This is a genomic window from Streptomyces sp. NPDC034043, from assembly GCF_055575675.1.
In genome coordinates this window covers 74,252-87,365 of the sequence record NZ_JBVISF010000010.1, presented here as the reverse complement: position 1 = coordinate 87,365, position 13,114 = coordinate 74,252, and the positions used below count along the sequence as shown (strand labels likewise).

Sequence of the window (13,114 nt, the reverse complement as noted above, 5' to 3'; positions counted from 1 at the left end):
CCCCGCGAACAGGTGACCGGCCTGTATGGGACCGACCAGTGTACGCCGGTCTGTGTCAGCGTGCGTTGAAATACTTCGCTTCGGGGTGGTGAATCACCAGGGCGTCGGTGGACTGCTCGGGGTGCAGCTGGAACTCCTCCGAGAGGTGGACGCCGATCCGCTCCGGCTGGAGGAGGTCGGCGATCTTCGCGCGGTCCTCCAGGTCGGGGCAGGCCCCGTAGCCGAGGGAGAAGCGCGCCCCCCGGTACTTGAGGTCGAACATGTCCTCGACCTTCTCGGGGTCCTCGCCGCCGAAGCCGAGCTCGGCGCGGACGCGGGCGTGCCAGTACTCGGCCAGGGCCTCGGCGAGCTGGACGGACAGGCCGTGCAGCTCCAGGTACTCGCGGTAGGAGTCGGACTCGAAGAGCTTGGCGGTGGCCTCGCCGATCCTCGACCCGACGGTGACGACCTGGAGGCCGATGACGTCGGTCTCGCCGGACTCCTCGGGGCGGAAGAAGTCGGCGAGGCACAGCCGGCGGCCGCGGCGCTGGCGCGGGAAGGTGAAGCGGGTCCGCTCGTTGCCCTGCTCGTCGAGGATGATCAGGTCCTCGCCCTTGGAGACGCAGGGGAAGTAGCCGTAGACCACGGCCGCCTCGAGCAGGTTCTCGGTGTGCAGCTTCTCCAGCAGGCCGCGCAGGCGCGGGCGGCCCTCGCTCTCGACCAGTTCCTCGTAGGTGGCCCCGCCGGCGCGGGCCTGCTTGAGGCCCCACTGGCCCTTGAACAGGGCGCCCTCGTCCAGCCAGGAGGCGTAGTCCTTGAGCGGGATGCCCTTGATGACGCGGGTCCCCCAGAAGGGCGGGGTGGGGACGGGGTTGTCGACGGCCACGTCGGAGCGGCCGCCGGTCTCCTCCGGCTCCTCCACCTGGAGGGCGGGGGTGTCCCGCTTGGCGACGCGGCGCTGCTTGAGCTCGGGCAGGGTCGCGCCGGGAACGCCGCGCTTGACCGCGATGAGGGCGTCCATCAGGCGCAGGCCTTCGAAGGCGTCGCGGGCGTAGCGGACTTCGCCTTCGTAGATTTCGTGGAGGTCTTGTTCGACGTAGGCGCGGGTGAGGGCGGCGCCGCCGAGGATGACGGGGTAGTCGGCCGCCAGCTTGCGCTGGTTGAGTTCCTCCAGGTTCTCCTTCATGATCACGGTCGATTTCACGAGGAGACCGGACATGCCGATCACGTCGGCCTTGTGTTCCTGCGCCGCTTCCAGGATCGCGGAGACGGGCTGCTTGATGCCGATGTTGACGACGTTGTAGCCGTTGTTGGTCAAGATGATGTCGACCAGGTTCTTGCCGATGTCGTGGACGTCACCGCGGACGGTGGCCAGCACGATCGTGCCCTTGCCCTCGTCGTCGGTCTTCTCCATGTGCGGCTCCAGATAGGCGACCGCCGTCTTCATCACCTCCGCCGACTGGAGCACGAACGGCAGCTGCATCTGACCGGAGCCGAACAGTTCACCGACGACCTTCATCCCCTCCAGCAGGGTGTCGTTGACGATGTCCAGCGCCGGACGCGTCCGCAGCGCCTCGTCCAGGTCGGCTTCCAGACCGTTCTTCTCGCCGTCGATGATCCGCCGCCGCAGGCGCTCGTCCAACGGCAGCGCCAACAGCTCCTCAGCCCGGCCGGCCTTCAGCGACTTGGTGTTCACACCCTCGAAGAGCGCCATCAGCTTCTGCAGCGGGTCGTAACCCTCGGTCCGCCGGTCGTAGATCAGGTCCAGCGCCGTGGTCACCTGCTCCTCGTCGAAGCGTGCGATCGGCAGGATCTTCGATGCGTGGACGATCGCCGAGTCCAGGCCGGCCTTGACGCACTCGTCCAGGAACACCGAGTTCAGCAGCACACGCGCGGCCGGGTTCAGACCGAAGGAAATGTTCGACAGACCCAGCGTCGTCTGCACGTCCGGGTGGCGGCGCTTGAGCTCACGGATCGACTCGATCGTCGCGATCCCGTCCTTACGGGACTCCTCCTGACCCGTGCAGATCGTGAACGTCAACGTGTCGATCAGGATGTCCGACTCACGGATCCCCCAGTTGGTGGTGAGATCGTCGATCAGACGCTCGGCGATCGCGACCTTGTGCTCGACGGTGCGGGCCTGGCCCTCCTCGTCGATCGTCAGCGCGATCAGCGCGGCACCGTGCTCCCGCGCCAGCGCTGTCACCTTCGCGAACCGCGACTGGGGCCCGTCACCGTCCTCGTAGTTCACCGAGTTGATCACCGCACGCCCGCCGAGCTTCTCCAGACCCGCCTGGATCACCGCGACCTCGGTCGAGTCCAAAACGATCGGCAGCGTCGAAGCCGTCGCGAACCGGCCCGCCAGCTCCTCCATGTCCGCCACACCATCACGGCCCACATAGTCCACACACAGATCCAGCATGTGCGCGCCCTCACGGATCTGGTCCCGGGCCATCTCCACACAGTCGTCCCAACGGCCCTCCAGCATGGCCTCACGGAACTTCTTCGACCCGTTCGCGTTCGTCCGCTCACCGATCGCCATATAGGAGGTGTCCTGCCGGAACGAAACCGTCTGGTACAGCGACGCCGCACCCGCCTCCGGCTGCGGACTGCGGGCGGTCACCGCGGTACCCCGCACCCGCTCCACCACCTGCCGCAGATGCTCCGGTGTGGTGCCGCAGCAGCCGCCCACCAGCGACAGCCCGTACTCCCGCACGAACGTCTCCTGCGCATCCGCCAGCTCCACCGCCGACAGCGGATAATGCGCACCGCCCTTCGTCAGGACCGGCAGCCCCGCGTTCGGCATGCACGACAGCGGAATCCGCGCGTTGCGCGCCAGATACCGCAGGTGCTCGCTCATCTCCGCCGGACCCGTCGCACAGTTCAGCCCGATCATGTCGATCCCCAGCGGCTCCAGCGCCGTCAGCGCCGCACCGATCTCCGAACCCAGCAGCATCGTGCCGGTGGTCTCGACGGTGACGGAGCAGATGAGCGGGACGGTGACGCCGAGGGCCTCCATGGCGCGGCGGGCGCCGATGATGGAGGACTTGGTCTGCAGGAGGTCCTGGGTGGTCTCGACGAGCAGCGCGTCCGCGCCGCCGGAGATCAGACCCTCCGCGTTGACCTGGTAGGCGTCTCGGATCTGCGCGTAGGTGATGTGGCCCAGCGTCGGCAGCTTGGTGCCCGGGCCCATGGAGCCCAGGACCCAGCGCTGCCGGCCGGTGGAGGCGGTGAACTCGTCCGCGACCTCGCGGGCGATGCGGGCGCCGGCCTCCGACAGCTCGAAGTTGCGCTCGGGGATGTCGTACTCGGCCAGGGCCGCGTAGTTCGCACCGAAGGTGTTCGTCTCGACGCAATCCACACCCACCGCGAAGTACGCCTCGTGGACCGAGCGGACGATGTCGGGGCGGGTGACGTTCAGGACCTCGTTGCAGCCCTCCAGCTGCTGGAAGTCCTCCAGCGTGGGGTCCTGCGCCTGGAGCATCGTTCCCATCGCTCCGTCGGCGACGACCACGCGGGTCGCGAGCGCCTCCCGGAGGGCATCGGCCCGGTTCTGGGTGTCTGCGGGCAGGTTCGGCAACGAGGCCATGGTTGTGCTCCCTGGGCTGCGACGGCTGTCGGCTTTGCACCCTCTGTGTCAAGGGTGCACGCGGTCAGGGTAACCGCGCGGCGGCGGACCCGGTGAGGGCGTCCCACGTGGCGGACTGCATTCTTTCGCTGGGGCGGCGCGGGAGCCTGCCGGGAGCCTCGTGCGCGCGGCGTGGGTGCCTCGTGGGAGGGTGCGTCGGGCGCGCCGCACCATGGAGCCACCCAAGCATGCACGAGGTCGGCATCGACCGATAGTGTTCAGCATTGTCGAACTACGTCAGCAGGAGGCTGCGCGATGGCACGGAACATCCAGTCGCTCGAACGAGCCGCTGCGATGCTGCGGCTCCTGGCCGGCGGGGAACGCCGGCTGGGTCTCTCGGACGTCGCGTCCTCCCTGGGGCTGGCCAAGGGCACGGCGCACGGCATCCTGCGCACGCTGCAGGCCGAGGGCTTCGTGGAGCAGGATCCGGCCTCCGGGCGCTACCAGCTGGGCGCGGAGCTGCTGCGGCTGGGCAACAGCTATCTGGACGTGCACGAGCTGCGGGCGCGTGCGCTGGTGTGGACGGACGACCTGGCGCGGGCGAGCGGCGAGAGCGTGTACGTGGGCGTGCTCCACCAGAGCGGGGTGCTGATCATGCACCACGTGTTCCGGCCGGACGACAGCCGGCAAGTGCTGGAAGTGGGGGCGATGCAGCCGCTGCACTCCACGGCGCTGGGCAAGGTCCTGTCGGCGTACGACCCGGTGGCGCACACCGAGGCCCTGGACGGGGAGCGCGAGGCCTTCACTCCGCGCACGGTGACCGACGCGGCGGGTTTCGAGGGGGTCCTGGACCTGACCCGGGCGCGCGGCTGGGCGGCGGACGTGGAGGAGACCTGGGAGGGGATCGCCTCGGTGGCGGCGCCCATCCACGACCGGCGGAGGATGCCGGTCGGGGCGGTGGCCGTGGCGGGCGCCGTGGAGCGGGTCTGCGGGGAGTCCGGGGAGCCGCACGCGGCTCTGGTGGCGTCCGTTCGGGACTGCGCGCGGTCGGTTTCCCGCGATCTCGGCGCGGGCCGGTTCTGAGCTTGACCTGATCCATTCGGTCCACCCGATGGCCGCTTCGCGTGCCGTCCGGGTGGACTTTGTCGTATTTCGATCATCCATTGGCCTGATTTGGGCGATCGTACCGAGTGGTAACGATCCGGTTCTTGACCTGGTCAGGCCTTGACGCGTTCTTCACCCAGGCGGAAAACTGCCGTTCATCGGTCGGCATTGTCGAACACCTACCGGCAATACGCGTTAGGGTATGGCGAGGCCATGGACCGGTGAAGCACTCACCGAGTGTGCGGACCACCGGAGGGACCCGGTGTCCACCCACCCCTGGACGTAAGACAAAGGAGTCGCGGGTGTCCAGCTCCGACATCTTCATCGGCGAGACCATCGGTACCGCCCTGCTCACACTGCTCGGCGGTGGCGTCTGCGCCGCCCTCACGCTCAAGAGCTCCAAGGCCCGCGGCGCGGGCTGGCTCGCGATCACCTTCGGCTGGGGCTTCGCGGTCCTGATCGCCGCCTACGTCTCGGCGCCGCTCTCCGGCGCGCACCTCAACCCGGCGGTCACCGTCGGCATCGCCGTCAAGACCGGCGAGTGGGGTGACGTCCCCGTCTACTTCGCGGGGCAGCTGCTCGGCGCCATGCTCGGCGCGGTCCTGATGTGGATCACCTACTACGGCCAGTTCCGGGCCCACCTGGCGGACCCGGAGCACATCCGCGACGCCAAGCTCGGTCCCGAGGACCCGCACCCGCACGACGTCGCCGGCCCGGTGCTCGGCATCTTCTCGACCGGCCCGGAGATCCGCAACGTCGCCCAGAACCTCGCGACGGAGATCATCGGCACCTTCGTCCTCATCCTGGCGATCCTGACCCAGGGCCTCCAGGACGGCGGCAAGGGCCTCGGCGTCATCGGCGTCCTGATCACCTCCTTCGTCGTCGTCGGCATCGGCCTCTCGCTGGGCGGTCCGACCGGATACGCCATCAACCCGGTCCGTGACCTCGGTCCCCGCATCGTCCACGCCCTGCTCCCGCTGCCCAACAAGGGCGGTTCGGACTGGGGGTACTCCTGGATCCCGGTCGTCGGCCCGCTCGTCGGTGCCGCGCTCGCCGGCGGTCTGTACAACATCGCGTTCGCCTGATCAGCTTCGGCCGCGCTCGTAAGATCCGCATCGCCCTCCTGATTCCGCCTACTCAACAGACCTGCCAGGAGCAGCCATCATGACCAGCAGCACCGGCCCCTTCATCGCCGCGATCGACCAGGGCACCACCTCCTCCCGCTGCATCGTCTTCGACCGCGACGGCCGGATCGTCGCCGTCGACCAGAAGGAACACGAGCAGATCTTCCCCAAGCCGGGCTGGGTGGAGCACGACGCCGTCGAGATCTGGACCAACGTCCAGGAGGTCGTCGCCGGCGCCATCGCCAAGGCGGAGATCACCGCCGCCGACGTCAAGGCCGTCGGCATCACCAACCAGCGCGAGACCACCGTCCTGTGGGACAAGAACACCGGCGAGCCGGTGCACAACGCGCTCGTCTGGCAGGACACCCGCACCGACTCCCTGTGCAAGGAGCTCGGCCGCAACGTCGGCCAGGACCGCTTCCGCCGCGAGACCGGCCTGCCGCTGGCGAGCTACTTCGCGGGCCCGAAGGTCCGCTGGCTGCTCGACAACGTCGAGGGCCTGCGCGAGCGCGCCGAGGCCGGCGACATCCTCTTCGGCACCATGGACTCCTGGGTCATCTGGAACCTCACCGGCGGGGCCCAGGGCGGTGCGCACGTCACCGACGTCACCAACGCCTCGCGCACCATGCTGATGAACCTGCACACCCTGGCCTGGGACGAGAAGATCGCGGAATCGATGGGCGTCCCGCTCAACGTGCTCCCCGAGATCAAGTCCTCCGCCGAGGTCTACGGCCACGTCAAGGAAGGCGTCCTCGCCGGCGTCCCGGTCGCCTCCGCGCTCGGTGACCAGCAGGCCGCGCTCTTCGGCCAGACCTGTTTCGCCGAGGGCGAGGCGAAGTCCACCTACGGCACCGGAACGTTCATGCTGATGAACACCGGCGACAAGATCATCAACTCCTACAGCGGCCTGCTGACCACGGTCGGCTACCAGATCGGCGACCAGAAGCCGGTCTACGCCCTGGAGGGCTCGATCGCCGTCACCGGCTCGCTCGTCCAGTGGATGCGCGACCAGATGGGCATGATCAAGACCGCGGCCGAGATCGAGACCCTCGCGCTCTCGGTCGAGGACAACGGCGGCGCCTACTTCGTGCCGGCCTTCTCCGGCCTGTTCGCCCCGTACTGGCGCTCCGACGCCCGCGGTGTGATCGCCGGCCTCACCCGGTACGTCACCAAGGCGCACATCGCCCGTGCCGTCCTGGAGGCCACCGCCTGGCAGACCCGCGAGATCACCGACGCCATGACCAAGGACTCCGGCGTCGAGCTGGCGGCCCTCAAGGTCGACGGCGGCATGACCTCCAACAACCTGCTGATGCAGACCCTCTCGGACTTCCTGGACGCCCCCGTGGTGCGCCCGATGGTCGCCGAGACCACCTGCCTCGGCGCCGCCTACGCCGCCGGCCTGGCCGTCGGCTTCTGGCCCGACACCGACGCCCTGCGCGCCAACTGGCGCCGCGCGGCGGAGTGGACCCCGCGGATGCCCGCCGACCAGCGGGACCGCGAGTACAAGAACTGGCTCAAGGCCGTCGAGCGGTCCATGGGCTGGATCGACGACGAAGACGCCAGCTGACGCACCAGCTGAGTCAATCGACGAGGAGCTGAAAGAAATATGAGCACCCTGCAGAGCGTCCCCACCCTGGGTACGCACCCGACTTCCGGTGCCAACGCGAGCCGCGCGGAGACCCGCGAGCAGCTCTCGAAGGCCACGTACGACCTGCTGGTCATCGGCGGTGGAATCCTGGGCACCTCGGTGGCCTGGCACGCCGCGCAGTCGGGTCTGCGGGTTGCCATGGTGGACGCCGGCGACTTCGCCGGCGCCACCTCCTCGGCCTCCTCGAAGCTCGTCCACGGCGGTCTGCGCTACCTGCAGACCGGTGCGGTCAAGCTGGTGGCGGAGAACCACCACGAGCGGCGGGTGCTGGCCAAGGACGTGGCCCCGCACCTGGTCAACCCGCTCACGTTCTACCTGCCGGTCTACAAGGGCGGTCCGGTGGGTGCGGCCAAGCTGGGCGCGGGCGTCTTCGCCTACTCCGCCCTCTCGGCCTTCGGTGACGGCATGGGCAAGGTGATATCCCCGGCCCGTGCCGTCGCCGACAACCCCGGACTCAAGACGGACAACCTGAAGGCCGTCGCGGTCTACTACGACCACCAGATGAACGACTCCCGCGTCGCCGTGATGACGGTCCGCGCGGCCGTCGAGTCCGGCGCGGTCGTCCTCAACCACGCCGAGGTCACCGGCCTGCGCATGACGCGCGGCCGGGTCTCGGGCGCCGAGCTCAAGGACCGCCTCGACGGTACGGAGTTCGGGGTCGACGCGCGCGTCGTGCTCAACGCCACCGGCCCGTGGGTGGACCACCTGCGGCGCATGGAAGACAAGCACGCGATGCCGTCGATCCGCCTCTCCAAGGGCGCGCACATCGTCATGAAGCGCAAGTCGCCGTGGAAGGCCGCCATGGCCACCCCGATCGACAAGTACCGCATCACCTTCGCCCTCCCGTGGGAGGACCAGCTGCTGCTCGGCACCACCGACGAGGTGTACGAGGGCGACCCGGCGGACGTGCGCGCCACCGAGAAGGACATCCAGCAGATCCTGGACGAGGCGGCGTTCTCCATCAAGGACGCCGACCTCGACCGCTCGCTGATGACGTACGCCTTCGCCGGTCTGCGCGTGCTGCCCGGAGGTCCCGGCGGCGTCGAGAAGGCCAAGCGCGAGACGGTGGTCTCCGAGGGCGCGGGCGGCATGCTGTCGGTGGCCGGCGGCAAGTGGACCACGTACCGCCACATCGGCCGCGTGGTCATGGACAAGCTCGCCAAGCTCCCCGGCAGCCCGCTGACCGAGGACATGGAGCCGGTGAAGTCGCTCGTGCGCCGCGTCCCCCTGCCCGGTGTCGCCAACCCCAACGCGGTCGCGCACCGCCTGCTGGTGGACCGCGAGCCCGGCACCCGCATGGACCCGCTCACCGCGCGCCACCTGGCCTCCCACTACGGCTCCCTGGCCTTCGACATCGCCCGCCTGGCGAACGAGGACCCGGCGCTGGCCGAGCGCATCCACCCGGACGGTCCGGAGATCTGGGCGCAGGTCGCCTACGCCCGTGACAACGAGTGGGCCGAGACGGTCGACGACGTGCTGCGCCGCCGTACGACGGTGACGGTCCGCGGCCTGGACGACGAGGCCGTACGGGCCCGTGTCGAGGAGATGCTGAACCGCAAGGCATAGCTCGTACGCAGGTGGGGAAGAGGGGCGGTTCCGAGGGGAACCGCCCCTCTGTCGTGGGCTGTGGCCGACGTCCCACAAAGGCTTAGGCTGGCCCACGTAGGCAAGGAACTTCGGAAGGAGACCTGGGTGATCGAGCTTGAGGGCGTGCCCGAGCTGATCGACCCGGTCATGGTGGCCGCGTTCGAGGGCTGGAACGACGCGGGTGACGCCGCCTCCGGTGCGGTGGCGCACCTGGACCGGGAGTGGAAGGGCGAGGTCTTCGCGGCGCTGGACGCCGAGGACTACTACGACTTCCAGGTCAACCGGCCGACGGTGTGGCTGGACAACGGGGTCAGGAAGATCACCTGGCCGACGACGCGGCTGTCGGTGGTCCGGATCGGCGGCGCGAAGCCGCGCGACCTGGTGCTGGTGCGGGGCATCGAACCGTCCATGCGGTGGCGGTCGTTCTGCAACGAGCTGCTCGGCTTCGCGCACGAGCTGGGCGTCGAGATGGTCGTCATCCTGGGCGCGCTGCTCGGCGACACCCCGCACACCCGGCCGGTGCCGGTGAGCGGGGTCACCTCGGACGCGGACCTCGCGCGGACGATGGACCTGGAGGAGACGAAGTACGAGGGCCCGACCGGGATCGTGGGCGTCCTCCAGGAGGCCTGTACGCACGCCGGGGTTCCGGCGGTCTCGCTGTGGGCCGCGGTGCCGCACTACGTGTCCCAGCCGCCGAACCCGAAGGCGACGCTGGCGCTGCTGAACCGGCTGGAGGACCTGATCGACATCCGGATCCCGCTGGGCGAACTGCCGGAGGACGCCCGGGCGTGGCAGCTGGGCGTGGACCAACTGGCCGCCGAGGACAGCGAGGTGGCGGAGTACGTCCAGACGCTGGAGGAGGCGCGGGACACCGCGGACCTGCCGGAGGCCTCGGGGGACGCGATCGCCCGGGAGTTCGAGCGGTACCTGCGCCGGCGGGACCCGTCCGCCGCCGGGGAGCAGCAGGGTGACGGCTCGTACCTGCGGGACACCTCCAGCGGGCTGACCCGGCCGCCGCGCCGCCGCCCGGACCCCTCCGGGGAGGAGCCCCCGGCCCCGCCGGAGGAACCGGGCGACTCCCCCGAGCCCCCGTCGGCATAGCGCCCCGGGGGCGGGGGGCCGCTGCGCGGACCGGTCCCCTGCCCGCCCTTCACCCGTTCTCGCCTCGAACGCCGGCGGGGCCGGAAAATCCGGCCCCGCCGGCGTTCGAGGCGCGGGGTCCGGGCGGAGGCCCGGGGAACGGGCGAAGGGCGGGCAGGGACCGGCGCCGCAGGCAAGGGTCCGCCCTGGCCGGGGCACGGCGATGCCCCCGGAACCGACGGAGTCCGGGGGCATCGGCGGCAGTGCTACAGCGCCACGCCCAGCAGGGCGTCCACCGTGCGGGAGACCAGGCCGGGGGCCGACTCGTCGTCGCCGTCGGAGGCGTTCTGCGCGTCCACCCAGGCGTCCACCGCCGCCAGCGCCAGCGGGGCGTTCAGGTCGTCGGCCAGGGCCGCCCGGACCTCCTCCACCAGCTCCTCGGCCGGCAGGCCGTCCGGGCGGGAGACCGCCGCGCGCCAGCGCGCGAGGCGGGCCTGCGCCTCGGTGAGGACGTCGTCGGTCCACTCCCAGTCGGCCCGGTAGTGGTGCGCGAGGAGGGCCAGGCGGATGGCCGCCGGGTCCACCCCGGCGCGCCGCAGCGCCGAGACGAAGACCAGGTTGCCCTTGGACTTCGACATCTTCTCGCCGTTCAGGGCGACCATGCCCGCGTGGACGTACGCCTTGGCCATCGGGAACTCGCCCGTCAGGGCCTGCGCGTGCGAGGCGCCCATCTCGTGGTGCGGGAACGCCAGGTCGGAGCCGCCGCCCTGGATGTCGAAGCCCATGCCCAGGTGGTCCAGGGCGATGGCCACGCACTCGATGTGCCAGCCGGGCCGGCCGGGGCCCAGGGAGGCGCCGTCCCAGCTCGGCTCGCCCGGCCGTGCGGCCATCCACAGCATCGGGTCGAGGGGGTTCTTCTTGCCCGGGCGGTCCGGGTCGCCGCCGCGCTCGGCGGACAGCGCCCGCATCGCCTGGGCGTCGAGGTGGGAGACCCCGCCGAAGTGCGGGTCGGACTCCACCGAGAAGTAGACGTCGCCTTCGAGCTCGTACGCGGCGCCCGCGTCACGGAGCCGCTCGACCAGCGGCACGATGCCGGGTATGGCCTCGACGGCGCCGATGTAGTGCTGCGGCGGCAGCATGCGCAGGGCGGTCATGTCCTCGCGGAAGAGGGCCGTCTCGCGTTCGGCGAGCTCGGTCCAGTCGTGCCCGTCGCGCAGCGCCCGCTCCAGCAGCGGATCGTCCACGTCCGTGACGTTCTGGACGTAGTGGACCTGCCGCTTGTTGTCGAGCCACACGCGCTGCACGAGGTCGAACGCGTTGTAGGTCGCCGCGTGACCGATGTGGGTCGCGTCGTACGGGGTGATCCCGCAGACGTAGAGGCGGGCGACGGGACCGGGGGCGAGGGTGATCGTCCCCTGGGTCGCGGTGTCGTGGATCTGGAGGTCGCGGCCCTTGCCGGGCAGGGCGGGGACCTCAGAAGCGGGCCAGGCATGCATGGTTCGAGCCTAACCGGACGAGTGTTCCGCGAACGAATGGGACCAGCACTGTTGGCTTGATCGGCACTCTTGCGGTCTGGCCGGTTCTATGCGTCCGGTCTCACCGGGCGCCGGACCTGCTCAGACGGGTGGCCAGGGGATCGCCGGCCACTGCCCGGACGGCTGCGGATGCCTGCCCTCGCGCAGCAACTGGGCCACGCGGGCCCGTACGGCGGCCAGCTCGACGGGGGTGATCAGCTCGGCCAGCCGGGTGGCGAGCCCCGCCCCGTCGGCGAGCTGGGTCTCCAGGGAGGACAGTACCGACCGGGCCTCCGGGGTCAGCGGCTCCCCCGCCCAGCCCCACAGCAGGGTGCGCAGCTTGTCCTCGGTGTGGAAGGTCACTCCGTGGTCGATCCCGTAGAGCCGTCCGTCCGGCGCGGGCAGCAGGTGGCCGCCCTTGCGGTCACCGTTGTTGATCACCGCGTCGAGGACGGCGAGGCGGCGCAGCCGGGGGTCGTCGGCGTGCACCAGGAGGGCGGTGCGGCCCTCCCCGACCTCGGCGAAGGCGACCGGCTTCCAGCCCTCCCCCGCCTCCTCCCCCTCGACGAGCGCGAGCAGCCCGGGCTCCGGCGGTTCTCCGGCGTCGATCCAGTGCTGGACCATACCCTCTCCGTACGGGCCGTCGCGCAGCACGGTGGTGGGCACCAGCCCCCACCCGGTGGCCTCGGAGACCAGGTAGGCGGCGCGCTCGCGCCGGGCGAGGTTCCCGTCGGGGAAGTCCCACAGGGGCCGCTCGCCCTTGACGGGCTTGTAGACGCACTCCACGCTGCGCCCCTCGTGGGCGACGGTGCACAGCAGGACCGCGTTGGAGGCCTCGGCGATGCGGCCGCGGACGGTGAGCTCGCCGCGGGTCAGCAGCTCCTCTATCGGGATCACCTCGCTCACACCTGGCGCCGGTACCCGTTCTGGCGGGGGCACACGTGGCCCTCGGGGTCGAGGGGCAGGCTGCACAGGGGGCACGGCGGGCGGCCCGCGTTGACCACGTCGAGCGCCCGCTTGGCGAAGGCGCGGGCCTGGGCGCCGGAGAGCCGGACCCGCAGCATCGGCGGGCCGTTCTCCTCGTCCTGGAGCAGGCGCTCCTCGGCCTCGGCGAGGTCCTCCTCGGAGTCGGCGTCGAGTTCGACGAGCGCCTGGGCCTCGACGATCATCCGCTGCTCCTCGCCGTCCCAGGCGAGCGCCATGGTGCCGACGCGGAACTCCTCCTCGACGGGGACGTCCAGCGGTGCGGTGTCGGACGCCTCGGGCGAGGCGACGGCCGGGACGGGCGCGTTGCCGCCGGTCCGCCGTACGACCTCGTCGAGCAGTTCGTCCATGCGCTCGGCCAGCGCCGCGACCTGGGTCTTCTCCAGGGAGACGCTGGTGACGCGGGCGCCCGCGGAGGCCTGGAGGAAGAAGGTGCGGCGTCCAGGCAGACCGACCGTGCCGGCCACGAAGCGGTCCGGGGGGTCGTAAAGGAACACCTGACGGGGCACGACCGGTCTCCAAGTCT

Annotated in this window: 9 protein-coding genes; 5 read left to right on the top strand and 4 right to left on the bottom strand. The window is 70.5% G+C overall.

Going from position 1 to position 13,114, the window contains the following annotated elements; all coding sequences use genetic code 11:
• Window positions 1-55: 55 nt before the first annotated feature.
• Window positions 56-3,568 carry a methionine synthase gene (gene metH / locus ACZ51S_RS23565; protein ID WP_468961908.1) on the bottom strand — a complete coding sequence of 1,171 codons (3,513 nt, stop codon included), beginning with the start codon at window positions 3,566-3,568 and terminating at the stop codon, window positions 56-58.
• Window positions 3,569-3,862: 294 nt separating this feature from the next.
• On the opposite strand from metH, the gene ACZ51S_RS23560 reads away from it, so the two are divergent.
• The 5 genes from ACZ51S_RS23560 (at window position 3,863) to ACZ51S_RS23540 (ending at window position 10,111) form a co-directional block, all read left to right on the top strand.
• Complete coding sequence (locus ACZ51S_RS23560; protein ID WP_388943588.1) at window positions 3,863-4,630, top strand: IclR family transcriptional regulator; 768 nt, start codon at window positions 3,863-3,865, stop codon at window positions 4,628-4,630.
• Between the two features lie 323 nt (window positions 4,631-4,953).
• Window positions 4,954-5,736, top strand: coding sequence for an MIP/aquaporin family protein (locus ACZ51S_RS23555; protein WP_468476416.1), 783 nt, complete (start codon window positions 4,954-4,956; stop codon window positions 5,734-5,736).
• A gap of 79 nt (window positions 5,737-5,815) precedes the next feature.
• On the top strand, window positions 5,816-7,342 hold the full coding sequence (gene glpK, locus ACZ51S_RS23550) for a glycerol kinase GlpK (RefSeq protein ID WP_388943584.1): 1,527 nt from the start codon (window positions 5,816-5,818) through the stop codon (window positions 7,340-7,342).
• A gap of 39 nt (window positions 7,343-7,381) precedes the next feature.
• A complete protein-coding gene (locus tag ACZ51S_RS23545; protein ID WP_388943581.1) occupies window positions 7,382-8,989 on the top strand; it encodes a glycerol-3-phosphate dehydrogenase/oxidase in 1,608 nt (535 codons plus the stop codon).
• Window positions 8,990-9,115: 126 nt separating this feature from the next.
• Window positions 9,116-10,111, top strand: a complete 996-nt coding sequence (locus tag ACZ51S_RS23540) for a PAC2 family protein (RefSeq protein ID WP_468476417.1) — start codon at window positions 9,116-9,118, stop codon at window positions 10,109-10,111.
• 245 nt (window positions 10,112-10,356) lie between these two features.
• Here the strand turns inward: ACZ51S_RS23540 and mshC are convergent, their stop codons facing one another.
• The 3 genes from mshC to ACZ51S_RS23525 form a co-directional block, all read right to left on the bottom strand.
• Window positions 10,357-11,586: a cysteine--1-D-myo-inosityl 2-amino-2-deoxy-alpha-D-glucopyranoside ligase gene (gene mshC / locus ACZ51S_RS23535; protein WP_468476418.1), complete on the bottom strand. Its 1,230-nt coding sequence runs from the start codon at window positions 11,584-11,586 to the stop codon at window positions 10,357-10,359.
• Between the two features lie 120 nt (window positions 11,587-11,706).
• Entirely contained in the window at window positions 11,707-12,543 is an 837-nt protein-coding gene (locus ACZ51S_RS23530; RefSeq protein WP_468476419.1) for an SCO1664 family protein, read from the bottom strand.
• Window positions 12,507-13,097, bottom strand: coding sequence for a DUF3090 domain-containing protein (locus ACZ51S_RS23525; RefSeq protein WP_388943568.1), 591 nt, complete (start codon window positions 13,095-13,097; stop codon window positions 12,507-12,509). The genes ACZ51S_RS23530 and ACZ51S_RS23525 overlap by 37 nt, the downstream gene beginning before the upstream one ends.
• Window positions 13,098-13,114 lie beyond the last annotated feature (17 nt).